Consider the following 22,671-nt stretch of genomic DNA (forward strand, 5'->3'; position numbering starts at 1 on the left):
TTGGGCCGCTCAGAGCATGTCATCTGCATCACGCATGGCGCGAGAGGCAGCGGCGCAACTGCTCCAGGCCGCGCCGGATCCAGGTTTTGACCGTGCCCAGCGGCAACTGCAGCTGGCCGGCCAGTTCGCCGTGGCTGAGGTCACGCAGGTAGGCCAGGCTGACCACCTCGCGCTGGCGGCCTTCCAGCCGCTCCAGGCACTGGTACAGCGCCACCGCCTGCTCGCTGGCCTCGGCCAGTTGCAGCGGGCCCTGGCTTTCATCGCTACCGCCGCCATGGGCTGCCAGTTGCGCCTCATCGAACTCCTCGTTCAGGTGCAGGCGTTCGGCGCGGCGCCGGCGCAGGAAGTCCAGCGCCCTGCTGCGCACCACCAGGCCCATCCAGGCCAGCGGCGGGCTCAGCGAGCCCCGGTAGCCCGAGGCGCTGCGCCAGATGTGCAGGTAGCTGTCCTGCAGCACGTCTTCGGCCCAGTCCTTGTGCCGCAGGATGCGCAGCGCAAGCCCGTACAGCCGGGACGAGGTGGCCTCGTACAGGCTGCGGAGCGCGGGCTCGTCCTGCGCTGCGATGCGGTCCAGAAGGTCCATCAGCTCTTGGTCGGTTGGTGTAGTGCCCATGCACGCATTGTGGGCGAGCGGGCGGCCCCGTGGCCCGCACTGTTGCGTCGCCGCCCCGGGGGGCTTGTCGTGTCCTTCAATCGGCTGCAGGGGTCATATCGGTGGCCTGCAGGGGGTCTGGTACCGGTCTGCCGGCCTGCGCCGGCTCTCACTGGGCAATACGCAGCACATTGCGAACCGGATGCGGATAAATTTTTTTTGCACCCAGGTGAATCCAACCTCACCCATGCTGCGTATTCCGTGTGTCGCGCCCCGGACAGCGGTCCAAGGCGACATCCCTCAACCCCTCGACCTGGAGAACCTCATGAGCTACATCCTCCCCCTCGGCCTGGCCACCATGGCTGCACTGACGCTTGGCGCCTGCTCCTCCATGGACATGAGCAAGAGCTATTCCCAGTCCGGCCTGCCGGCCGCCGTGCAGGTGCCCGCAGGCCACAAGGTCGCCATGGAAACCGTCGGCATCGGTCAGATCACCTACGAGTGCCGCGCCAAGAAGGACCAGGCGATGGAGCAGGAGTGGGCCTTCGTCGGCCCCGATGCCCGCCTGACGGACCGCCAGGGCCGCGTCATCGGCCGCTACTTCGGCCCGCCCGCCACCTGGGCGCACCAGGACGGCTCCAAGGTCACGGCCACCCAGGTCGCGGTGGCGCCGTCCAGCGCAGGCAACATCCCCCTGCAACTGGTCAAGGCCGAACCTGCCACCGGCATGGGCGCCATGCAGGGCGTGACCTATATCCAGCGCGTGGCCACGCGCGGCGGCGTGGCGCCGGCCATGGCCTGCAACAGCTCCACGCTGGGCCAAAAGCAGGTGGTGCAGTACCAGGCCGACTACATCATCTGGAAGGCTTCCTGATCCGCCGCCACCGGTGCCGCTACGGCTGCCCGCCCCCTGCCCCGAAGGCCGAGGGCGGCATGCCGAACTGGCGCCTGAAGGCCAGCGAATAGGCGCTGTGGCTTTCATAGCCGGCCTCCAGCGCCACCTGCACGATGGGCCGGCCGGCCAGCAGGGCCTGCATGGACGACAGCAGCCGCGCGCGCTGCCGCCAGCGGCCGAAACTCAGGCCGGTGGCCTGCAGGAAATGGCGGTGGAAAGTCTTCTCGCCCATGGCCAGCCGTGCGGCCCAGTCGGCGGCCGTGGCGGCCAGGTTTTCAGCCCGTTCACCGCCCTGGCCCACGGCCTGGCCGCCTTCGGCCAGCGCGCGGCAGACAGCCGCCATGCGCGCATCCTGCGGCCAGGGCAGGTGAAATGGCACGACAGGCGGCTGGCGCAATTCCTGCAGCAGCAGTTCGACGACCAGCCGGTTCCTCGTTTCATCCTGTCCGCGCTGCGGCGCCGCCGGCCAGCGCGCGACCTCGCTGATCAGCTCGCGCAATAGCGGCGAGACCTCGATCACGCAGTCCGCCACCGGCAGCCCCTGCGCCGCCTGGGCATCCACGAACAGGCTGCGCACCTGCACGGCACCACGCATGCGCAGGCTGTGCGGCACGCCCGAGCACAGCCAGACGCCGCGCGTGGGTGGCACCACCCAGCGCCCGCTGCGCGCACGCACCTCCAGCACGCCCTGAACGGCATAGAGCAGTTGGCAGCATTCGTGGGAGTGCTCCTGCACTTCCATCCCGGCCGGGTAGTCGCCGGCCACGCCCGTGACGGGCAAGGGCGCGGCAGCCTGCAGCTCAGGCAGGCCGGCATGGCCACAGGGCACGGCGGGAAGGTCGGCGGCAGTGCGCATGTTTGTCCAGATCCATGGAGAAAATGAGAAATTCTATAAAGACAGACAAACGCCCTGCCCGCAAACTGGCAACCGTTCCCTGTGATTCACCGCCATCGCACCATGCACCGCCTGCCCTCGCCCTCCCTACCATCCCTGGCCCATGGCCGGGGTCCGGGCGCCTGCGCAGGCGCCGCATTTCGCACCGACTCTCCCTGATCCCGGCCTGGCGCAGCTTCCCCACACCGGGAAGCCAGGAGAGCGGGGCTGCCGGCCGATCCGGTGGCTGCATACCCAGCGTTTCCTGCGAGGCCCGCATGCTGAAGAATCCCGCGTCCAGATACCTTCCCTTCCCCGCCGTCGACCTGCCCGACCGCCAATGGCCTTCGCGCCAGCTGAGCCAGGCGCCCGTGTGGCTGTCCACCGACCTGCGCGACGGCAACCAGGCCCTGTTCGAGCCCATGAACCGCGAGCGCAAGCTGCGCCTGTTCCACGAGCTGGTGCGCATAGGCTTCAAGGAGATCGAGGTGGGCTTTCCCTCTGCCTCGCAGACCGACTACGCCATCGTGCGCCACCTGATCGACGAAGGGCTGATCCCCGCCGACGTGACGCCCATGGTCATCACCCAGCTGCGCGAGGACCTGATCCGCGCCACGGTGGACAGCGTGGCCGGCGCGCGGCGCGCCATCGTGCACTTCTACAACGCCGTGGCACCGGCCTGGCGCGAGATCGTCTTCGGCATGCAGGTGCCCGAGATCATCGCCATGGTGGAGCGGCACATCGCCCTGCTGCGCGAACTGACCGATGCCCACCCCGAGACCGAATGGGTTCTGCAGTACTCGCCCGAGACGTTCTGCATGGCCGAGCTGGAGGTATCGCTGGCCGTGTGCAACGCGGCCATCCGCGCCTGGGATGCAGGCCCCGCGCGGCCCATGATCATCAACCTGCCGACCACGGTGGAGGTGAGCACGGCCAATGTCTTCGCCGACCAGATCGAGTGGATGCACCGCCGCCTGGAGCGACGCGAGCACATCGTGCTGTCCGTGCACCCGCACAACGACCGGGGCACGGGCGTGGCCTGCGCCGAGCAGGCGCTGCTGGCCGGCGCCCAGCGCGTGGAAGGCTGCCTGTTCGGCAATGGCGAGCGCAGCGGCAACCTCGATGTGGTGACGCTGGCGCTCAACCTGTACACGCAGGGCATCGCGCCGGGACTGGACTTCTCGGACATCGCCGCCGTGGCGCGCATTGCGGAGGAATGCACGGCCCTGCCCATCCACCCGCGCCACCCCTATGTGGGCGACCTGGTGTTCACGGCGTTTTCGGGCTCGCACCAGGACGCCATCGCCAAGGGCTTTGCGGCGCAACGGCCCGATGCGCCCTGGCGCGTCCCCTACCTGCCCATCGACCCGCAGGACCTGGGCCGCACCTACGACAGCATCGTGCGCGTCAACAGCCAGTCGGGCAAGGGCGGCATCGCCTTCCTGCTGCAGCGCGACCATGGCGTGACCATGCCCCGGCGCATGCAGGTGGAATTCAGCGCCGTGGTGCAGCGCCAGGCCGACGCCAGCGAGGCCGAGCTGGCCAGTGAAGACCTGTGGGAGCTGTTCAAGTCCACCTACCTCGCACCCCGGCAGCTTCCCTGGCGCTACCACAGCCACTATCTGTTCGACAGCGCCAAGGGCCAGGGCATTGCGCTGGAAGTGGTGCGGACGGACGGGCTTCGAATGCAGCTGCATGGCGAGGGCAGCGGTCCCATCGACGCCGTGGCCGCTGCCATCGGCCAGCACCTGGGCGTGGCGCTGCGCATAGACCACTACGAGGAGCGCAGCCTGGGCCAGGGCGCCGGCGCCACGGCGCTGGCCATCGTCGAGGCCGCCCTGCCCGGCGTGGCGGGCACGCGCTTCGGTGCGGGGCGCCATGCCAACATCGTGACCGCCTCCATCCTGGCGGTGCTGCATGCGGCGGGCCGGCTGGTGGCGGCGCAGCCGGAAAACCGGCGCGTACCTGCCCAAGCCTGAGGCGCAGCCTGAAAGGAAAAAAGGACCGCCGAGGCGGTCCTTTTCTCGTGCAGCTTTTGCCGGTTCAGCGCACGGCGCCCGGATAGGTTCCGGGCAGCAGGATGCTGCGGTCCACGGTATCGATCTGCGTGTGGCCGCAGAAGGCCATGGTGGTCTCCAGCTCCTTCTGGATGATCTGCAGGGCGCGCGTCACGCCATGCTCGCCGTAGGCACCCAGGCCGTAGAGGAAGCTGCGGCCGATCATGGTGCCCTGGGCGCCCAGGGCACGCGCCTTGAGCACGTCCTGCCCGCTGCGGATGCCGCCGTCCATCCAGACCTCGATGTCCTTGCCCGCCGCCTCGGCAATGCCCGGCAGCGCCTCGATGGACGAGGGTGCGCCGTCGAGCTGGCGCCCGCCGTGGTTGCTGACGACGAGCGCGTCGGCGCCGCTGTCGGCCGCCAGGCGCGCGTCCTCGGCGTCCATGATGCCCTTGAGGATGAGCTTGCCGCCCCAGAGCTTCTTGATGCGCTCCACGTCGCCCCAGTTCAGGCTGGGATCGAACTGGCTGGCGGTCCACGACGACAGCGAACTCATGTCGGCCACGCCATCCACATGTCCGACGATGTTGCCGAAGGTGCGGCGCTTGGTGCCCAGCATGCCCAGGCACCAGTGCGGCTTGGTCGCCAGGTTGGCCAGGTTGCGCAGCGTGGGCTTCGGTGGCGTGGACAGGCCGTTCTTGATGTCCTTGTGGCGCTGGCCCAGGATCTGCAGGTCCAGCGTCAGCACCAGGGCCGAGCAGTTGGCCGCGCGGGCACGCTCGATCAGGCGCTCCATGAACCGGCGGTCGCGCATCACATAGAGCTGGAACCAGAACGGATGGCGGCCCGTGTGCTCGGCAATGTCCTCGATGGAGCAGATGCTCATGGTGGACAGCGTGAACGGAATGCCGAAGGCCTTGGCCGCGCGCGCGCCCAGGATCTCGCCGTCGGCATGCTGCATGCCGGTCAGGCCCGTGGGCGCGATGGCCACGGGCATGGCGACCTGCTCGCCGATCATGGTGGTGCGCGTGCTGCGCCCCTCCATGTTCACGGCCACGCGCTGGCGCAGCTTGATCCGGTGGAAGTCGTCCTCGTTGGCGCGGTAGGTGCCCTGGGTGTAGGAGCCCGAATCGGCGTAGTCATAGAACATGCGCGGCACGCGGCGCTGGGCCACGACGCGCAGGTCTTCGATGCAGGTGATTTTGGAAAGGTCGGTGGACACGTTTTCTGGCTTTCTGGAACCCGCATGCCGCGGGACTGCCGAGCATGGTAGTGCCGTGCGCGGGCTCCGGCCACCCGTTCGGGTTTGAAGTGATTTGTGCGCCGATTGAAATTTTCTCTCTCGCAGCCCAACCCAGGGCTAACGCTAGTGCGCCAAACCGCCATGGGAGTAACGATCCGCCCCGCACAACATCCTAAAAACTCTTCAGGAGAAGCTCCTATGGTTTGGCAACAGGTCTACGACCCTCTTTCCAACATGTGGCTGTCCACACTGCTTGCGGCCATTCCGGTCGTGGTCATGCTGGTGGGACTGGGCTTTTTGCACATGAAGGCCCATCTGGCGGCCGGCGCCGGGCTGGTTGCCGCGCTGGTGATCGCGGTCTTCGTCTACAACATGCCGGCCGGCATGGCCGGGCGCGCGGCGCTGTTCGGCGGCTTCACGGGGCTGCTGCCCATCGGCTGGATCGTCCTGAACATCATCTTCCTGCACCAGCTGACCGAAAAGAACGGCAGCTTCAAGATCCTGCAGGACTCCATTGCCGGCATCACCGAGGACAGGCGCATCCAGCTGCTGCTGATCGCCTTCGCCTTCGGCGCCTTCTTCGAGGGCGCGGCCGGCTTCGGCACGCCCGTGGCCGTGACGGCGGCCATCCTCATCGGCCTGGGCTTTTCGCCGCTGGCCGCCTCGGGCCTGTCGCTGATCGCCAATACCGCGCCCGTGGCCTTCGGCGCGCTGGGCACGCCGGTGATCACGCTGGCCAAGGTCCATGGCTACGACCTGATGGAGGTCACGGCCATGGTCGGCCGCCAGCTGCCGTTCTTCTCGGTGCTGGTGCCGTTCTGGCTGATCTGGGCCTTTGCTGGGCGCAAGGCCATGATGGAGATCTGGCCCATCATTTTGGTGACCGGCGTGTCCTTCGCCATTCCGCAGTACCTGGTGTCCAACTTCATCGGACCCGAGCTGGTGGACATCATCGCGGCCATCGTCTCCATGGTCTGCACGGTCGGCTTCCTGCGCATATGGCAGCCCAGGACCATCTGGCGCTCGACCTCGCTCAAGGGCCATGAGAGCAGCGGCGGCGAGGCCCAGGCGCCCCGCGCCGTGACCCAGCACCCGCGCGCCGACGTGATCCGCGCCTGGACGCCCTGGGCCATCCTCACGGTCTTCGTCTTCATCTGGGGCCTGCCCTCGGTCAAGGCGGCGCTCAATGGCCTGTTCGCACCGGCCTTTCCCATGGAAGGCCTGCACAACATGGTCGAGAAGGTGCCGCCCGTGGTGCGCCAGCCCACCAAGGAAGGCGCCATCTACACGCTGAACCTGCTGTCGGCCACGGGCACGGGCATCCTGCTGTCGGCCATCGTGGGCGGCCTGGTCATGAAGTACAACCCCGTGCAACTGGTCAGCCAGTTCGTGCGCACCCTCTGGCTGGTGCGTTATTCGCTCATCACCATCGTGCTGATGCTGGCGCTGGGCACGCTGACGCGCTACTCGGGCACCGACACCACGCTGGGCCTGGCCTTCGCCAACACCGGCGTGTTCTACCCCTTCTTCGGCACGCTGATGGGCTGGCTGGGCGTGGCGCTCACGGGTTCGGACACGGCATCGAACGTGCTGTTCGGCGGCATGCAGAAGGTGGCGGCCGAGCAGCTGGGCCTGTCGCCCAACCTCATGGGCGCGGCCAACAGCTCGGGTGGCGTGATGGGCAAGATGATCGATGCGCAGTCCATCGTCGTCGCCTCCACGGCCACGCGCTGGTTCAACCACGAGGGCGACATCCTGCGCTACGTGTTCTTCCACTCCGTCGCCCTGGCCTGCCTGATGGGCATCTTCGTGACGCTGCAGGCCTATGTCTGGCCGTTCCGCCTGATGGTCAATTGAGCCTTGCGCATCTGCGCCAGGCCCCAGCCGCCCGCATGCGCCGGGCGGCTTTTTTGCGCCTGGGGTATGCATCGCTGCATCAACAGATGCGCAGCGGCATCTATGGTTGTACCATGCAACCATATTCAAACCCTGCACGGCCCCAAGGAGCACCCATGCCGCAGCACGATCTTTCCCTGGTGGACGACATCCGCGCCGCCTCGCGCCAGATGGTGCGCGAGCTGGGCTTCATGCAGGCCACGCTGGCGGCCACGGACTATCCGCCCTCGGCCGTGCACGCCATCCTGGAGATCGGCGCGCAGGGGTCCATGGCGGCCTCGCAGCTGGCCCAGGCGCTGGGGCTGGAGAAATCCAGCGTCAGCCGCATGGTGCGCAAGCTGGTGGAGGCCGGCGAGCTGAAGGAAGCCGCCGATGGCGAGGACGGCCGCGTCAAGCGGCTGGCCCTCACCGCCAAGGGCCGGCGCACGCTGGCCGCCATCGAGGCCTTCGGGCGCCAGCAGGTGACGGCCGCGCTGGACCGCATGCAGCCGCCGCAGCAACAGGCGGTCTCGCGCGGGCTGGCCCTCTACGCCCAGGCACTGCAGGCGCATCGGCAGGAGGAGCCCCTGCCCGCACCCGCGCAGATACAGGTCCTGCCCGGATACCGGCCCGGCTGCATCGGCCGCATCGTGGAAATGCATGCGCGCTTCTATGCACGCCACGCAGGTTTCGGCGTCTTCTTCGAAAGCCGCGTGGCCAGCGGCCTGGCCGAGTTCGCTAGCCGGCTGGACAAGCCCTGCAACCAGCTGTGGACGGCGCTGGACGGCGACCGCGTCGTGGGCTCCGTGGCCATCGATGGCGAGGACCTGGCCAAGCACCCCGAGGACCGCCAGGCGCACCTGCGCTGGTTCATCCTGGACGACGGCCTGCGCGGCGCCGGCACGGGGCGCCAGCTGCTGCAGCAGGCCCTGGCGTTCTGCGACCAGCAGGCCTTCGAGGCCACCCAGCTGTGGACGTTCAGCGGCCTGGATGAGGCACGCCGGCTCTACGAATCGTCAGGCTTCACCCTGGCCGAGGAATGGCCGGGCCAGCAATGGGGCGAGACCGTGACCGAGCAGCGCTTCGTGCGGGCTCGGCCCTGATGCTGCCCTGAGGCTGCCCTGGGGCCGCACTGCGGCCTTCAGCGCCCGCCCGCGCGCGAAGCCACCACGCCGGCGCCGCGCACCTCCACCTGCACGCTGTCCAGCACCTGCCCCTTGGCATCGACCAGTTCCAGCCGGTGGCGGCCGGGCCAGGGCATCCAGGCGGCGGCAGCCCCCCGGCCGATCTCCTTGGGCGGCGGCTCGGCCGCGCCGGGCGCGGCAGCACTGACCATGCGCCAGCGCAGGCTGGCGTCCTGCCATTCCTGCGTGGCGGCCGTGCCTGCGGGGCGGGCCGACAGCTGCACGCGCTGGCGGTCTGGCGGAATGTCGGGGTCCAGCGCGAGGATGGTGCCGTTGGCCGGGCGCGCAATGCGCACGGGCGAGGCGGCCGAAGTCCCGCGTGTCGATGCGGATGCGGCAGGCAGGCCGCTGCCCGCCATGGCGAACAGGCTCTGCTGCGTGCCCGCCACGAACCATTCGCTGCGCGCGCTCTCCAGCGGCAGGCCCGACGCATCGGGGCCGAAGCGCACGGCCTGCTGCAGCACGCCCGCCGGCGCCTTGGGCGCGCGGCTGGGTGTGCGGGCATGCAGGAAGCCCATCACGGCGGCCCAGACAGGTGCCGCGCCGCTGGTGCCGCTGACCGAGTGCATGGCCTCGCCGCGCGCATTGCCCACCCACACGCCCACGGTGTAGCGCTGCGACCAGCCCACGGCCCAGTTGTCGCGCATGTCCTTGCTGGTGCCGGTCTTGACGGCCGTCCAGAAGCGCGTGGCCAGCACGCTGTCGGTGCCGAAGGTGGGCGCGCGCGCCATGGGATCGGACAGGATGTCGCCCACGATGAAGGCCGCGCGTGCGTCGATGGCCTGCACGGGCGCAGCCGGCTTTTGCGCTGCGGACCCCGCGCCCGTGGGCTGCGCCGCCCAGCGCACGGGCGTCAGCTGCCCGCCGTTGGCCAGGGCGCGGTAGGCGTTGGTGAGCTGCAGCAGCGGCACCTCGGCACTGCCCAGCGCCAGGCTGAAGCCGTGGTAGCCGCCGCTTTCGCGCAGCGGCAGGCCCAGGCGCTGCAGTTGCGAGAAGAAGGCATCGGGCGTGACCATGACCAGGGTGCGCACGGCCGGCACGTTGAGCGACGACGCCAGCGCCGTGCGCGCCGAGACCCAGCCCTTGAAGCGCCGGTCGTAGTTCTGCGGGATGTAGAGCCCGTTCTGCGTGGGAATGTGGGCCGATGAATCCTCGATCAGCGAGGCCGCCGTCAGCCGCCGCTCGGCAATCGCCTGGGCATAGAGAAAGGGCTTGAGGGTGGAGCCGGGCTGGCGCATGGCCGTGACGCCATCCACCTCGGCCGCCTGGCTCAATTCGCCCGACGAGCCCACCCAGGCCAGCACCTCGCCCGTGGCGTTGTCCAGCACGACGATGGCGCCGTCCTCCACGTTGCGGCCCTGCAGCTCGCGCAGTTGCTGCTGCAGGCTTTGCACGGCAAAGCGCTGCACGGGCGCGCTCAGCGTGGAGCGCACGCGGGCCTGGCCTTTGGACTGCGGCTCGGCCAGCAGGCGGCGCGCCAGGTGGGGGGCCTGGCCTTCGCTGGCCGCCCATTGCCGGCGCAGCAGCACGCTGGCGGTGAGCAGTTCCATGGCCGTGCAGTCGCGCGCCGCCGCATCCTCGGGCGCCAGCGACTGCAGCACGCCGCAGGCGCGCCGGCCCACGCGCTCGGGCGAGGCGTTGGGGGCACGCACCAGGGCGGCGGCAATGGCGGCCTCACGTGCGTCCAGCCCGTGCGCGGCCTTGCCGAACAGGGTGCGCGACAGCGCATCGATGCCCACGATCTCGCCCCGGAAGGGCACCAGGTTCAGGTAGGCCTCCAGGATCTGGTCCTTGCGCCAGCGCCGGTCCAGCACCTGGGCCGACACGGTCTGGCCCAGTTTCTGCACCACGCTGCGCCCGCCCGGGCCCTGGCGCCAGTCGCCGTCCAGCAGGCCCGCCAACTGCATGGTGATGGTGCTGGCGCCGCGCGTGCGCTGGTTCCAGAGGTTGCCCCAGGCGGCGGCGGACACGGCCGCCCAGTCCACGCCGCTGTGCTCGTAGAAGCGCTTGTCCTCGCTGAGCACCAGGGCCGTGCGCAGCGCGGGCGAGATGTCGGCCAGGGCCACCCAGTCGCCACGGCGCACGCTGGCGTCGGTGCGCTGGCGCTGCAGCACCTCGCCCTCGCGCGAGAGCAGTTCGGTCTCGGAGGAGCGGTGGCCTTCGCGGACTTCGGAAAAGCTGGGCAGCGCCTGGGCGGCACCGGCCGCCGCGAACAGCAGCGCGGCCGCCAGGGCCGCGCGGGAAAGACGCATGAAGGGGGAAGGTCGCCGGGATTCGATCATGGAGCCGGCATTGTCCGCCTTTGGGCCAGCGGCTCAGGAAGAATGGCGTATGCCCTTCTTGAGCTTGAAGGACAGCAGCACCATGAGCACGCCGAAGACCACCGCATACGTGGCCAGCACCCAGAGCATGGCCATCATGCCCGCGCCCGGCTGGGCCAGCACAAAGGCGCCGAACAGCACAGACAGCACGCCGCCCAGGATCAGCAGCCACTCGCCCGTGATCTCCTTGCGCAGCCGCACGGCCGCCACGATCTGCAGCAGGCCCGTGACCAGGGCCCAGGCGCCGATGTACAGCGTCATGACCAGGGCCGTGACGCCGGGCGCGACCACGGTGAGCACGCCCACCACCACGCCGGCCAGGCCCCACAGCAGCAGCACCCACCAATGGCGCATCTGGTCGCGCCCCTGGATGGCCGAATACACGCCCAGCAGGCCATCGACGAAGGTGAAGGCACCGAAGGTCAGCACCAGCGCCGCCAGCGATACCGCCGGCTGCGCCCAGGTCAGCACGCCGAAGGCGATGGCGACCAGGCCGCGCAGCAGCAGCACCCACCAGGTGCGGTGAAGAATCGTGGACAGCGGATTGGGGCTCATGGATGCTCCTTCAAAACAGTCCCCATGACCTTGGAGCAGGCCCGCCACACTGTCTGTAGGCGAAGGCCGGCTTGGCGGCGGACCCTGACCTGGATCAATCCAGCTGCAGCAGCACGGGCTGGTGGTCCGAGAGCCTTGTGTCGCTGTCCACGGCCCAGCCACGCACATGGCCGCGCAGGCTGTCGCTGACCCAGGCGAAATCGCAGGCGCCGGGCTCGGGGCCCCACTGGCGGTCGAACAACCGGAAGGTGGGCGGCTGGGGCTTGTCCGGGTGCAGCACGCTCCAGCTGTTGTGCCATTGGCCTGCGCTCAGGGCGCCCTGCTCGCCGGCCGCCCAGGGGGCGGACAGGCCGGCGTATTCATCCTCGTGCGGCTCGAAGTTGAAGTCGCCGCAGAGCACGGCATGCGTCGTGTGGGGCTTGGTCTGCTGGGGCGAGCCGTCGCTGGCTGGCTGGGGCGGCGCCTCGGCCTGGCCCAGGGCCTCGATCTGCAGGGAACGCAGCGCCAGCGCCTGGGCCATGCGCTGGCGGCGCGAGAAATATTCGAGGTGGGTGCTCATCACGCGCACGGGGCCCAGTGCGGCATCCATCACGGTCACTGCCGTGCAGCAGCGCGGCATGCTGCGCACGCCGCCATCGTGCGGATACGGCAGGCGGTGATGGGCCACCTGCAGAGCAGGCAGGCGCGTGGCCACCAGGTTGCCGAAGCGCTGCCGGCCCACGGCCGTGAATTCGTCCACGGCGGCGCCGAAGAAGACCTTCCAGCCTTCGGGAAGGGCCTGGCGGATCTGCTCCACCTGGTCGCCGGGCGCGCCCTGCAGGCCCGGATAGTGGATGGCGATTTCCTGCAGGCACAGCACGTCGATATCGGCCATGGACAGCGCATGCGCCACGATGCGCTCCGGGTCCATGCGGCCGTCCAGGCCCAGGCACCATTGGGTGTTCCAGGTGAGGATCTGCATCATGCGGACAGCGGCTCGCGCAGCTGGAACAGGTTGCCTTCGGGGTCCATGGCGTTGCACACGCGAAAGCCCGGGCCCAGCCAGGACTGCTCCCACAGCTGGCCGCCATGGGCGATGACCAGGGGGCGCACGGCCGCAAAGCTTTTCACGGTGGCAAAGAACTTGATGGCCACGTTCTCGCGCGGCTGGGGTGGCTCGGTGATGGTGATGTGCCGCGCAATCGCCTCGGGAATGGCGTGCAGCACCAGTTGCAGGTCCGGCGACTGCAGCACCATGAGCTCGCTCGTGTGGTGCAGCATGCGCATGGCCAGCACCTCCATGTAGAACAGCGCCAGCCTGTCGGGCTGCTTGGCGTAGATGAACAGACCTGCGGATGCGGGACCGGACATGGTGGACCTCGGGGTGAAAGGCTGGGACAAGGAACTTTAGCACCGCCCTCACTTGATCCCCGCACGCATGAAGCTCTGCACGAACTGGCGCTGGAACAGCACGAAGGCCACCAGCAGCGGGCCCGAGCTCATCAACGTGGCGGCCGTGATGGTGGCCCACTCCACGCCAGACTCCACGCTGGAGAACACCTGCAGGCCCACAGTGAGCGGGCGCGCCTGCACGCTGTTGGTGATGATCAGCGGCCACAGGAAGTTGTTCCAGTGAAAGCTCACCGACACCAGCGCAAACGCCAGGTACACGGGCCGCGCCAGCGGCACGTAGACGCGCCACAGGATCTGCAGGGTGCTGGCACCCTCCACCCGCGCGGCCTCGTCCAGTTCCCGGGGAATGCCCAGGAAGGTCTGGCGCAGCAAAAAGATCGCAAAGGCCGATGCGAAGTACGGCAGGCCTATGCCCAGCAGCGTATCGACGGCGCCCAGTCGCGACACGGTCTGGTAGTTCGCCACCAGCAGGATGTCCGGCATGATCATCAGCTGCACCAGCACCAGCGCAAAGGCCAGGCCCTGGCCGCGAAAGCGGTAGCGTGCAAAGGCATAGGCGGCCAGCGTGCCCAGCACCAGCTGGGCCGCCAGGATCATGGCCACCAGCACGGCCGTGTTCAGGAAATAGCGCGCAAAGGGCGCGGCCTGCCAGGCACGGCGAAAGTTCTCCAGCGTCCAGGGCGCGGCCAGGTCGAAGCGTGCCGAGTATTCGGGCGGATGGAAGGCCGTCCAGAACGCATAGGCCAGCGGCAGTATCCACAGCAGGGCCAGCAGCCAGGCGGCCAGCGTGTCCAGCCAGGTGGCGCCGTACAGCGCGGGCGGCGCATGGCGCGGGGCAACGGGTGCGGCGCTCATTGGTAGTGCACCTTCTTGTCGAGCACGAAGAACTGCAGCAGCGCCACGGCCGCAAGCACCACGACCAGCACCACGGTGATGGCCGCCGCATAGCCCGTGTCCCAGAACTTGAAGCCCACTTCGTACAGGTGATAGAGCAGCAGCGTGGAGGCGTTGTCCGGCCCGCCGCGCGTGAGGATGAAGAGGTGGTCCACCAGGCGGAAGGCATTGATCACCGCATTGACCAGCACGAACAGCGTGGTCGGCATCAGCAGCGGCCACTGCACGCGGCGCAGGAAGTACCAGCGCGAGGCCCCCTCGATGGCCGCCGCCTCCTTGAGGCTGGGGTTGAGCGTCTGCAGCGCGGCCAGGTAGAAGATCATGAAAAAGCCCGCCTCCTTCCACACCGCCACCACGGTCACGCAGGCCAGCGCCGTGGACGGGTCGCCCAGCCAGTTGTGCGCGGGAAGGCCCACTGCGCCTCGCAGCTGCTCCAGCAGCCCGTACTGCGGTGTGTAGAAGAACAGCCAGATGTTGGCCACGGCAATCATGGGCAACACCGTGGGCGTGAAGTACGCCATGCGCACGAAGGCGCGGCCGGCCAGCCTCTCGTTGACCCACAGCGCCATGGCCAGCGCCAGCGCCATGGACAGCGGAATCGTGGCCGCCGCAAACCACAGGTTGTTGCGCACGGCCTGCCAGAACACCGGGTCGTCCAACATGACGGCGTAGTTCTCCAGCCCCACCCATGGCCCCGGCTGGCCGCCGCGCGGCGTGGCATGCAGGCTGTCGATCAGCGTGGCCACGGCCGGCCAGTGCGTGAAAGCCACCAGCAGCACCAGCGCCGGCAGCAGCATCAGCCAGGCATGGACGGCCTGGCGGCCGCTCGCAAAAGAGGAGGAAGCGTGGCTCATGCGGTCAACGGCGCGAGGCCATCACTTGTAGCGGCGCAGGATGCGGTCGGCCTCCCTTTGCGCATCCTGCAGGGCCTGGGCCGAGGTCTTGCTGCCGTTGAGGGCGGCCTGCACGGCGTCGTTGAGCACCTTGGTCACGCGCTGGTTCTCATGCGTGGAGAACTCGGCCACCGACACGGGCAGCTGGTCGCGCGCCACCAGGGCCTGCGGGAAGTCCTGGCCGTACTTCTTGAGCGCGGGCGTGTCATAGGCGGCGGGCGAGACGGCCACGTAGCCGCTGTCCATGCTCCACTGCGCGGCCAGCGGGGGCTGGGTGACCCACTTCATGAACTGGAAGGCCGCCTCCTGCTGCTCCCGGGGCGCCTTCTTGAACAGGTAGAAGTTGCCCCCGCCCGTGGGCGAGCCCTTGCGCACGTTGCCTGCGATCTGGCCCACGCCGAAGTCGAATTTGGCATTGGCACGGATATTGGTCAGGTTGCCCGTGGTGGTGACGATGATGGCGGCCTTCCTTTCCATGAAGTCCTTGGGCGTCGTGCCCCACTCCACCACGCCGGCAGGGTGCACGCCTTCCTTGACCAGGCCCACCCAGAAGTCCAGCGCCTCCACTACCTTGGGGCTGTCCAGCGTGACCTGGGTGCCTGCCTCGTTGGCCAGCAGCACGTCATTGGGCGTGGTCAGCGTCTGCAGCATCCAGTAGGCAAAGCCGGTGGACGGGATCTGGATGCCGTACTGCACGACCTTGCCGCTGGCGTCCTTCTTCGTCAGCCTGTGGGCGGCTTCCTTGAGCTCCTTCCAGTTCTGCGGCGCCTTGTTCGGGTCCAGGCCGGCTTCCTTGAAGGCTTCCTTGTTGTAGTACATGACCACGGTGGAACGCTGGAAGGGCACGCCCCAGGTCTTGCCGCCCGCCTGACTGTTGGCCATGAAGGCCGGGTAGAAGCCCTTGAGCCAGGCCCGGTCGGCATCGGTCTTCACGAAGTCGTCGATGGGGGCGATGGCGTCCTCGTCGATCAGCGTGAACATGTCGGTGGACAGCAGCACCGAGGTGGCCGGCGGCTTGCCCGACTTGTGGGCCGTCAGCGCCTTGACGATGGTCTCCTGGTAGGTGCCCGCATAGACGGGCGTGATCCGGTACTGCGGATGGGCCTTGTTGAACTCGGCCGCATAGCCGTCGATCACCTTGGTGATGGGGCCGCCCACGGCCACGGGAAAGTAGAACGGCACCTCCAGCGGCGTCTGCGCGCTGGCGGTGTGCAGCAGGCCCGTGGCGGCCAGGGCGGCAGCGGCTGCGAGGGTTTTGAGGAAGGCATGGCGTTGCATGGCGGACTCTCCTGGAAGGTGCTTCGGGTGCGAAAGCCGGAACGGCTGAAACGGTGGAACTGCGGAGGAAGATAGGAGCGGTGCCACGGCCTCAGGCCGCGCAGCGCCGCCCCTGTTCGTCAAAGAAATGCGTGGCCTCGCGCGCCCAGCGCAGGCCCACGAGCTGGCCCGGCTGCAGGCCGCCGAGCTGGCTGCCAGCGGTGCGCACCATCAGTTGTTCGCTGCCCACGCGGCAGCGCAGCACCAGGTCGGCGCCCAGGTATTCGAGGCTCTCGATGTCGGCAGCCACCACGGGGCCGCTGCCGACATCGCCATGGAGCGACAGGCGCATGTCCTCGGGCCTGACGCCCAGCCAGCGCGCCTGGCCCGGCTGCTGCAGGCCGGCGGGCGCGGCGCTGGCATGGCTGCCCGCGATGTGCAGGCCGTCGAGGCGCGCGATGTTCATGGCCGGCGTGCCGATGAAGCGCGCGGCAAAGGTGGTGGCGGGCCGGCGGTAGATCTCCTGGGGCGCGGCGCATTGCTCCACGCGCCCCTGGCTGAGCAGCACCACCTGGTCGGCCATGCCCATGGCCTCGGCCTGGTCGTGCGTGACATAGACCACGGTCAGGCCCAGGCGCCGCTGCAGCTCGCGCAGCTCGGTGCGCATTTCCTGGCGCAGCTGGGCGTCGAGGTTGGACAGCGGCTCATCCATCAGGCAGACCCGGGCGCGGGCCACCAGGGCGCGGCCCAGCGCCACGCGCTGCTGCTGGCCGCCCGACAGCTGGCCGGGCCGGCGCGCCAGCAGCGCGTCCAGGCCCAGCAGCGCGGCGGCCTCGTCGATGCGCCGGCGTGCCTCGGCCGCCGGGACCTTGCGCACGGACAGGCCGAAGCCGATGTTCTGCGCCACCGTCAGGTGCGGGAACAGCGCGTAGTTCTGGAACACCATGGCAATGCCGCGCCGAGCGGGCGGCAGTTGGGTGACGTCCTGCCCATCGATGCGCACACGGCCCGAGGTGGCGCTTTCCAGGCCCGCGATGATGCGCAGCGTGGTGGACTTGCCGCAGCCCGAGGGACCGAGCAGCACGCAAAAGGATCCGGGTTCAATGCGCAGATCCAGCGCCTGCAGTGCCGTGGTGCCGCCCCAGGACTTGGCAACACCTTCCATCTCGATCAAGGACATCACGCCAGTCTAGGAAGGCTGTGTGACAGGCCCGTGTCGCGCCACCGGACTGGCGCCCCGCGCAGCTCAGGCAGCTCAGGCAGCTCAGGCAGCTCAGGCAGCAGGGTGCCGTCTGTGCCAGTCCGTGGCCTGCTGGAACGCCCAGCCCGCGCGCACCAGCAGGTCTTCGCGGAAGTCGGGGGCCACGAACTGGAAGGCCACGGGCGCGCCCTCGGGAGTGCGTCCGCCGGGCAGCGTGATCGTGGGGCTGCCCGTCAGGTCGAACGGGCAGGTGTAGCGCAGCATGCCCGAGAACAGCTCGGCATCGGAGCCGAAATGCGCCATGCGCTGCAGCGTGGGGGCCCCAAAGGCCGTGGCGGGGACCAGCAGCAGGTCCACCTGCGCGAAGAGTGCGCGTACCCGGCCCGTGAAGTCCGCGCGGCGCAGCAGCAGCCGCTGGTAGTCGGTGGCGGACAGGCCCAGCCCCAGGTCGATCAGCCCGGCGAGCCCGGGGCCATAGGCCTCGCGCCGTGCAGGGAAAGTGGCGCCGTGCGCCACGGCGGTCTCCACCGCGCACAGCGCCGGCCAGTCCTCCACCGCCTGGGTGGCATCGGGAAAGCGGACTTCCTGCACGCTGGCCCCCAGGCGCTGCGCCACCGCCAGGGCCTGCTCCACCGCCTGGCGGGAAGGGGCATCCACGCCGTCCAGTGCCCATTGCCGGTCCATGCCCAGGCGCAAGCCGGAGAATCCGCGCGTCATCAGGGCCAGATAGTCGGGCACGCTGCACTGGCTGGCCGTAGGGTCCAGCGGGTCCGCCCCGGCGATGGCCGCGAGCATGGCTGCGGCATCGGCGGCACTGCGCGCCATCGGGCCTATGTGGTCCAGGGACGCGGCCAATTCGAAGGCGCCGTGGCGGCTCACCCTGCCCCAGGTGGGCTTGAGCCCCGTGATGCCGTTGGCGGCCGATGGAAAGCGGATGGAGCCCCCGGTGTCCGTGCCCAGCGATCCGAAGCACAGCCCCGCCGCCGTGGCCACGCCCGAGCCGCTGGACGAGGCCCCGGGCCATAGCTGGGCGCCCCAGGGGTTGACGGGGGCAGTGATCTCGGGATGGTGGTCGGCGAAGGCGCCTTCGGTCTGCTGCAGCTTGCCCAAGATGACGGCGCCGGCCTCGCGCAGCCTGCGCACCACGGTGGCATCTTCCGTGGGGCGATGGTCGCGGTGCAGCGTCATTCCATGCGTGGTGGGGACGCCCCGGGTCCACAGCAGGTCCTTGAGCGCCAGCGGCACGCCGTGCAGCGCACCGCGGCGGCGGCCCTGCGCGATCTCGGCGTCGGCGCGGCGGGCGTCCTCCATCGCCTGCTGCGCCATCACCGTCACGTAGCTGTGCAGCCGCGCGTCCACGGCCTCGATACGCGCCAGCATGTGGCGGGTCACCTCTTCCGACGAAATGCGGCGGGACTGGATCTCGCGCCCCACCTCCAGCAGTTCGAGATGGTGCAGTTCGCTGTCGTTCATGGCATGTCTCCCGGCGCCCGGCTCCGGGGCGCCACCGTTGTTGCACTGGAAAAGCCGCACGGGACGCGCGGCAGCCCCATGCTAGGGAGCCGGCGGCACCGACGCTTGTTCGGGAGGGTCAGCGACCTTGCTCAGGCGGCCAGCAGGCTGCGGGGCGTGCAGCCGAACGCCTTGCGAAAGGCTCGGCTGAAGTGCGCCGCATCGGAGAACCCATGCGCGAAGGCCGCCTCGGTCACGCTGGAGCAGCGCCCCTGCATCAGGGCCTGGCGGCTGGCCTGCAACCGCAGCTGCCATACCAGGCCCATGGGCGTCTGGTTGTGCCGCGCAAAGGCCCGCGTCACGGTACGGGGCGAGACGTTGTGCTGCTGCGCCAGCCATTGCAGCGACAGCTCGGGCGAGCCCAGGTTGTCCTGGATGAACGCCTGGATGCGGCCATGCAGGTCCCTTTCCGCGCGGGGCTGCACGGCCATTTCCTGCATCTCCAGCGCCAGGGCCAGCACGTCGAGCAGCGCCATGCCAAAGCGCTGCGCCAAGGCATCACCGTGCGGCGCAGGCGGCATGGCCATGGCCTCGCCGAGCATGGCCCGCAGCGGCGCCACGGCCGGGGCATGGCCATGCAGCGCCCGTCCCGCGTGCAAGGGTGCACGGGCAAAGCGATTCAACAATTCGCTGCGCGGAATGCGCATCAGCAGGATATCGCGGGGCGCCACCGAGAATTCGAAGGGCTGCGCAGCGTCATAAAGCACCAGATTGCCCGCACTCAGCCGGGCCACTTGCCCGCCCTGGCGCACCTCGGCCTGGCCCTGGAGCAGATAGCCCAGCCACAGCTCATCGCGGGCATGCAGGCGCAGGTGGGCTGCGTTGCGCACCCAGCGGTGGCTGGGCGCCGACATGGCACTGATCTCCAGCAGTCCCAGGGACCGCACGGACAGCGTGGCCCCGAAGCCGCCGGGACCTGCACCATCCCCCTGCGCGCGGTGGCTGTCGGCCGGGATGCAGTGGCGGCAGACCACCTCATGCCAGTAGTCGAAACGATGGCGTGGCTCCTGCGAATGGGTAGAGTATTCGAGCTGCATGGCAGCGCCCAGTATCCGCAGGCGGCCGCCGGCTGGCACCCCGGTGTTTACCCAAAGGCCCGGGGTGCCGCGACGGCGGCGCTGCCAGGCACGGCTCAGCTGTGGCCCGGAGCCCGGTTCAGCAGATGCGTGCGCTGGTCGGCGCTCAGCGACAGGTAGCGCTCGTAGTGGCGCAGGATGTCGGCGATGACTTCCTCGCTGCGCAGGTACTGGATGTCGTGGCCCAGGCGTCCGTCCTCGAAGAACGTGATGGGCTCGTAGACATGGCGGCGCTCCTGCTCGTTGGCCGCCTCGCTCACCAGGAAGGTGGGCACCGTGCGGCGCGTGGCGCGCACGCCGTAGACGAAGTCGCGCAGCGAGGGATCGGGCACGGTCAGGCGCACGGCGCCCTCGCCGTCCAGGTCCTCGGTGACCACCGCCTCGACGCCGCGCTTGTGCATTTCGGCTGCCACCTCGTTCATGGCGGGCAGCACCACGCCAGCCAGGAACCTGCGCACATCGGCGCGCGAGGGCTGGTGCACGATCTGCTCCAGGCGCTTGCGCCAGTGCTGGCCGCTCCAGAAGCTGGTGGCCGGAGCCAGGTCGGGCGAGAAGTGCGCGCGGTCGGCCAGCAGGCCGCGCCACAGCCCGTAGCACAGCGCCAGCATGATGACGGCCACCGGCAGGGCCGCCACCAGGGTCATGGCCTGCAGTGCCTTGAGGCCGCCGGCCAGCATCAGCACCATGGCCGTCGCGCCCAGCACGGCAGCCCAGAACAGCCGCTGCCAGACCGGCGAACGCGCATGGCCGCGCGAGGCGATGTTGTCCACCACGAAGGCCCCGGAGTCCGCCGAGGTGACGAAGAACACCGCGATGAGCACGATGGTGAGCCAGGCCACGGGCTTGAACCAGGGCAGGTACTCGAAGAAGCGGAACAGCAGCGCATCCACGTTCGAGGCCGTCTGCCCCAACGCGCCCATGGCCACGTGGGTGTCTATCCAGATGGCGCTGTTGCCGAAGGCCGTCATCCACAGCAGGTTGAAGGCCGTGGGCACCAGCAGCACGCCGGTCACGAACTGGCGGATGGTGCGCCCGCGCGAGATGCGTGCGATGAACATGCCCACGAAGGGCGACCAGGAGATCCACCAGGCCCAGTAGAGGATGGTCCAGCCGCCGAACCAGCCTTCCTGGCTGGGCGGCTCGTAGGCAAAGGTGCGGAACGACAGCTGCACCAGGCCAGACACGTAGTTGCCGATGTTCTCGCTCAGCGCCTCGAACAGGAAGACCGTGGGCCCGGCGACGATGACGAAGGCCAGCAGGATGAAGGCCAGCATGAGGTTGAACTCGCTCAGGCGCCGCACCCCTTTGTCCAGGCCCGAGACGGCCGACAGCCCGGCCAGGCAGACCACGATGACGATGACCGCGATGCGGAAAGCCGCCGCAGAGGTGTCCCAGCCCGTGAGGGTGTGCAGGCCGGCGGCCAGCTGCAGCGCGCCGTAGCCCAGCGTGGTGGCGATACCCGCGATGGTGCCCACCAGCGCGAAGGCATCCACGCTGTGGCCGATGGGGCCGTTGATGCGCTTGCCCAGCAGCGGGTACAGGCCCGAGCGCATGGTCAGCGGCAGGTTGTAGCGAAAGCCGAAGTAGGCCAGCACCAGGCCCATGGTCCCGTAGACGGCCCAGGCATGGAAGCCCCAGTGGAAGAAGGTGGACTGCAGGGCCTCACGTGCGGCGGCCGGCGTGGAAGGCACGGCCGTGGGCGGCTTGAGGAAATGCTGCAGCGGCTCGCCCACGCCGAAGTACATCAGGCCGATGCCCATGCCGGCGGCGAACAGCATGGCGGTCCAGGAGATGAAGCTGAACTCGGGCTCCGCATCATCGGGCCCCAGGCGGATGTCGCCGAAGCGGCTGGACGCGACGAAGATCAGAAAGACCAGGAACAGCGTGACCGAGACGGCATAGAACCAGTCCATGTGCCCCACCACCCAGGCCTGGGCGCTGGAGAACAGCCGGTCGGCGCTGTCGGGCATGAAGCCGCAGTACAGCAGCAGCAGGCCCAGCACCAGCAGGGAAGGAATGACGACGGGGCCCGAGAACGTGATGCGCGGTGCAGGCTCTGCAGGCGATGGCGTGGCCGCCTGCGGCGCATCCGGTGGCGGAGCCGCCGGTGGCGCCGTGCGGGGATCGGTGTTCATGTCTGGCATAGACCCTCTCTCTCTTGTGATCAATGGTGTGCCCGGGAACCGATTCGCAATGGTGGCGGCCTTGCCCTTGTGGGGCGGGCCGCGTTCCCTGCTCGGGGTATGTCCGCCGGGCAAAGGCCGCAAGTATCGTGACTCTTCGCGTCTGCCCGCGTCGGACGCAGGCCCTGAAGGCTTCCGTTTTGCTGACGTGATGCCTTCAGGCCAGGTCAGCCGGCCAGCCTGGCCACCACGGCCGGGGCGATGACGCGGTGGGCCGGCGCCACGCCCAGCATGTAGATACGGCCCAGGGCATTGTGCACATGGACCACGGTGGACATGGCGGCGGTGAAGGTGGCGGACGGCGTGCCCTCGGGGCCGGGCAGCCGCATGAGGGAGACCTGCACGTCCAGGTGCCTGTCGCTGTCGCCCAGCACCACCTCGCTGTCGCTCAGGGCATGGACACGGAAGATGCCGGCGCGGTCGCCCACGCGGTAGCTCGATGGCTGGCGCTGCGCATCGACGCCGCTGAGCGTGCCCAGGTCCTTGATGCCGAAGGGCGCCACCACGCGGTTGCGCAGGCGCATCAGAAAGTCGATCCAGCCCGGCGTGCGGCCCACGCAGCGCAGGTACAGCGCCATGGGGCTGCTGCCGTCGTCCGGCAATTGCAGCTGGTAGCTGTCGTGGAAATAGGCGGTCTTGAGGCGGTCCTGCAGGGCGCTGCCTGCGGGAACCGGGGAGAGGATGACTTGTGCCATGGAGCGGAGGGTGATGAAAAAAGGGGGTGGTC

General features: G+C 69.1%; 19 protein-coding genes. 4 read left to right on the forward strand and 15 right to left on the reverse strand.

The window, feature by feature from the left end:
- Nucleotides 1–28 precede the first annotated feature (28 nt).
- Entirely contained in the window at nt 29–613 is a 585-nt protein-coding gene (locus ACF8ML_RS02215) for an RNA polymerase sigma factor (protein WP_016447833.1), read from the reverse strand.
- A 304-nt stretch (nt 614–917) separates the two neighbouring features.
- Between ACF8ML_RS02215 and ACF8ML_RS02220 the strand changes: the two genes are divergently transcribed.
- The gene (locus tag ACF8ML_RS02220) at nt 918–1,466 is read left to right on the forward strand and encodes a DUF3455 domain-containing protein (RefSeq protein WP_016447834.1); all 549 of its coding nucleotides are present in this window, start codon (nt 918–920) and stop codon (nt 1,464–1,466) included.
- Nucleotides 1,467–1,485: 19 nt separating this feature from the next.
- Here the strand turns inward: ACF8ML_RS02220 and ACF8ML_RS02225 are convergent, their stop codons facing one another.
- Nucleotides 1,486–2,343 (reverse strand): helix-turn-helix transcriptional regulator, encoded by an 858-nt coding sequence (locus ACF8ML_RS02225; protein ID WP_017404188.1) that lies wholly within the window; start codon nt 2,341–2,343, stop codon nt 1,486–1,488.
- 296 nt (nt 2,344–2,639) lie between these two features.
- Here ACF8ML_RS02225 and ACF8ML_RS02230 point away from each other — a divergent pair, with 296 nt between their 5' ends.
- The gene (locus ACF8ML_RS02230) at nt 2,640–4,340 is read left to right on the forward strand and encodes a 2-isopropylmalate synthase (RefSeq protein WP_392406172.1); all 1,701 of its coding nucleotides are present in this window, start codon (nt 2,640–2,642) and stop codon (nt 4,338–4,340) included.
- Between the two features lie 64 nt (nt 4,341–4,404).
- On the opposite strand, the gene ACF8ML_RS02235 is transcribed toward ACF8ML_RS02230, so the two are convergent.
- On the reverse strand, nt 4,405–5,580 hold the full coding sequence (locus tag ACF8ML_RS02235; RefSeq protein WP_016447837.1) for an alpha-hydroxy acid oxidase: 1,176 nt from the start codon (nt 5,578–5,580) through the stop codon (nt 4,405–4,407).
- Between the two features lie 219 nt (nt 5,581–5,799).
- Here ACF8ML_RS02235 and ACF8ML_RS02240 point away from each other — a divergent pair, with 219 nt between their 5' ends.
- Both ACF8ML_RS02240 and ACF8ML_RS02245 read left to right on the forward strand, forming a co-directional pair.
- The gene (locus ACF8ML_RS02240; RefSeq protein ID WP_016447838.1) at nt 5,800–7,458 is read left to right on the forward strand and encodes an L-lactate permease; all 1,659 of its coding nucleotides are present in this window, start codon (nt 5,800–5,802) and stop codon (nt 7,456–7,458) included.
- 155 nt (nt 7,459–7,613) lie between these two features.
- Nucleotides 7,614–8,579, forward strand: a complete 966-nt coding sequence (locus ACF8ML_RS02245) for a GNAT family N-acetyltransferase (protein WP_392406174.1) — start codon at nt 7,614–7,616, stop codon at nt 8,577–8,579.
- A 38-nt stretch (nt 8,580–8,617) separates the two neighbouring features.
- On the opposite strand, the gene pbpC is transcribed toward ACF8ML_RS02245, so the two are convergent.
- The 12 genes from pbpC to ACF8ML_RS02305 all read right to left on the reverse strand — a co-directional run bounded on the left by pbpC (nt 8,618) and on the right by ACF8ML_RS02305 (nt 22,639).
- The gene (pbpC, locus tag ACF8ML_RS02250; RefSeq protein WP_392406175.1) at nt 8,618–10,942 is read right to left on the reverse strand and encodes a penicillin-binding protein 1C; all 2,325 of its coding nucleotides are present in this window, start codon (nt 10,940–10,942) and stop codon (nt 8,618–8,620) included.
- 33 nt (nt 10,943–10,975) lie between these two features.
- A complete protein-coding gene (locus tag ACF8ML_RS02255) occupies nt 10,976–11,536 on the reverse strand; it encodes an HdeD family acid-resistance protein (RefSeq protein ID WP_012207099.1) in 561 nt (186 codons plus the stop codon).
- 94 nt (nt 11,537–11,630) lie between these two features.
- Nucleotides 11,631–12,500: an endonuclease gene (locus ACF8ML_RS02260; RefSeq protein WP_392406178.1), complete on the reverse strand. Its 870-nt coding sequence runs from the start codon at nt 12,498–12,500 to the stop codon at nt 11,631–11,633.
- A complete protein-coding gene (locus ACF8ML_RS02265) occupies nt 12,497–12,886 on the reverse strand; it encodes a glyoxalase/bleomycin resistance/dioxygenase family protein (protein ID WP_016447842.1) in 390 nt (129 codons plus the stop codon). The genes ACF8ML_RS02260 and ACF8ML_RS02265 overlap by 4 nt, the downstream gene beginning before the upstream one ends.
- 48 nt (nt 12,887–12,934) lie before the next feature.
- Entirely contained in the window at nt 12,935–13,783 is an 849-nt protein-coding gene (locus ACF8ML_RS02270; protein WP_209799583.1) for a carbohydrate ABC transporter permease, read from the reverse strand.
- Nucleotides 13,780–14,676 (reverse strand): carbohydrate ABC transporter permease, encoded by an 897-nt coding sequence (locus ACF8ML_RS02275; RefSeq protein WP_392406181.1) that lies wholly within the window; start codon nt 14,674–14,676, stop codon nt 13,780–13,782. The genes ACF8ML_RS02270 and ACF8ML_RS02275 overlap by 4 nt, the downstream gene beginning before the upstream one ends.
- Before the next feature lie 21 nt (nt 14,677–14,697).
- A complete protein-coding gene (locus ACF8ML_RS02280; RefSeq protein WP_160855509.1) occupies nt 14,698–15,993 on the reverse strand; it encodes an ABC transporter substrate-binding protein in 1,296 nt (431 codons plus the stop codon).
- A gap of 91 nt (nt 15,994–16,084) precedes the next feature.
- Complete coding sequence (locus ACF8ML_RS02285; RefSeq protein WP_046985879.1) at nt 16,085–17,152, reverse strand: ABC transporter ATP-binding protein; 1,068 nt, start codon at nt 17,150–17,152, stop codon at nt 16,085–16,087.
- Between the two features lie 93 nt (nt 17,153–17,245).
- A complete protein-coding gene (locus tag ACF8ML_RS02290) occupies nt 17,246–18,646 on the reverse strand; it encodes an amidase (RefSeq protein ID WP_392406184.1) in 1,401 nt (466 codons plus the stop codon).
- 131 nt (nt 18,647–18,777) lie between these two features.
- Nucleotides 18,778–19,722 carry a helix-turn-helix domain-containing protein gene (locus ACF8ML_RS02295; protein WP_016445818.1) on the reverse strand — a complete coding sequence of 315 codons (945 nt, stop codon included), beginning with the start codon at nt 19,720–19,722 and terminating at the stop codon, nt 18,778–18,780.
- 95 nt (nt 19,723–19,817) lie between these two features.
- Complete coding sequence (locus tag ACF8ML_RS02300) at nt 19,818–21,905, reverse strand: BCCT family transporter (RefSeq protein WP_026062436.1); 2,088 nt, start codon at nt 21,903–21,905, stop codon at nt 19,818–19,820.
- A 206-nt stretch (nt 21,906–22,111) separates the two neighbouring features.
- A complete protein-coding gene (locus ACF8ML_RS02305) occupies nt 22,112–22,639 on the reverse strand; it encodes a DUF2867 domain-containing protein (protein WP_154833666.1) in 528 nt (175 codons plus the stop codon).
- Nucleotides 22,640–22,671 lie beyond the last annotated feature (32 nt).

Origin of the sequence: Delftia sp. WSY_10 (assembly GCF_043104705.1) — a bacterium.
In the GTDB taxonomy this organism is placed as follows: Bacteria; Pseudomonadota; Gammaproteobacteria; order Burkholderiales; family Burkholderiaceae_C; genus Comamonas; species Comamonas tsuruhatensis.

What these genes read in the sequence shown, in the direction of transcription:
- ACF8ML_RS02240 (WP_016447838.1), top strand. Translation starts at nt 5,800, where the DNA reads ATGGTTTGGCAACAGGTCTACGACCCTCTTTCCAACATGTGGCTGTCC.
- ACF8ML_RS02285 (WP_046985879.1), bottom strand. Translation starts at nt 17,152, where the DNA reads ATGTCCTTGATCGAGATGGAAGGTGTTGCCAAGTCCTGGGGCGGCACC.
- ACF8ML_RS02305 (WP_154833666.1), bottom strand. Translation starts at nt 22,639, where the DNA reads ATGGCACAAGTCATCCTCTCCCCGGTTCCCGCAGGCAGCGCCCTGCAG.
- ACF8ML_RS02290 (WP_392406184.1), bottom strand. Translation starts at nt 18,646, where the DNA reads ATGAACGACAGCGAACTGCACCATCTCGAACTGCTGGAGGTGGGGCGC.
- ACF8ML_RS02245 (WP_392406174.1), top strand. Translation starts at nt 7,614, where the DNA reads ATGCCGCAGCACGATCTTTCCCTGGTGGACGACATCCGCGCCGCCTCG.
- ACF8ML_RS02215 (WP_016447833.1), bottom strand. Translation starts at nt 613, where the DNA reads ATGGGCACTACACCAACCGACCAAGAGCTGATGGACCTTCTGGACCGC.
- ACF8ML_RS02230 (WP_392406172.1), top strand. Translation starts at nt 2,640, where the DNA reads ATGCTGAAGAATCCCGCGTCCAGATACCTTCCCTTCCCCGCCGTCGAC.
- ACF8ML_RS02295 (WP_016445818.1), bottom strand. Translation starts at nt 19,722, where the DNA reads ATGCAGCTCGAATACTCTACCCATTCGCAGGAGCCACGCCATCGTTTC.
- ACF8ML_RS02280 (WP_160855509.1), bottom strand. Translation starts at nt 15,993, where the DNA reads ATGCAACGCCATGCCTTCCTCAAAACCCTCGCAGCCGCTGCCGCCCTG.
- ACF8ML_RS02225 (WP_017404188.1), bottom strand. Translation starts at nt 2,343, where the DNA reads ATGCGCACTGCCGCCGACCTTCCCGCCGTGCCCTGTGGCCATGCCGGC.
- pbpC (WP_392406175.1), bottom strand. Translation starts at nt 10,942, where the DNA reads ATGATCGAATCCCGGCGACCTTCCCCCTTCATGCGTCTTTCCCGCGCG.
- ACF8ML_RS02300 (WP_026062436.1), bottom strand. Translation starts at nt 21,905, where the DNA reads ATGCCAGACATGAACACCGATCCCCGCACGGCGCCACCGGCGGCTCCG.
- ACF8ML_RS02220 (WP_016447834.1), top strand. Translation starts at nt 918, where the DNA reads ATGAGCTACATCCTCCCCCTCGGCCTGGCCACCATGGCTGCACTGACG.
- ACF8ML_RS02275 (WP_392406181.1), bottom strand. Translation starts at nt 14,676, where the DNA reads ATGAGCCACGCTTCCTCCTCTTTTGCGAGCGGCCGCCAGGCCGTCCAT.
- ACF8ML_RS02270 (WP_209799583.1), bottom strand. Translation starts at nt 13,783, where the DNA reads ATGAGCGCCGCACCCGTTGCCCCGCGCCATGCGCCGCCCGCGCTGTAC.
- ACF8ML_RS02260 (WP_392406178.1), bottom strand. Translation starts at nt 12,500, where the DNA reads ATGATGCAGATCCTCACCTGGAACACCCAATGGTGCCTGGGCCTGGAC.
- ACF8ML_RS02255 (WP_012207099.1), bottom strand. Translation starts at nt 11,536, where the DNA reads ATGAGCCCCAATCCGCTGTCCACGATTCTTCACCGCACCTGGTGGGTG.
- ACF8ML_RS02265 (WP_016447842.1), bottom strand. Translation starts at nt 12,886, where the DNA reads ATGTCCGGTCCCGCATCCGCAGGTCTGTTCATCTACGCCAAGCAGCCC.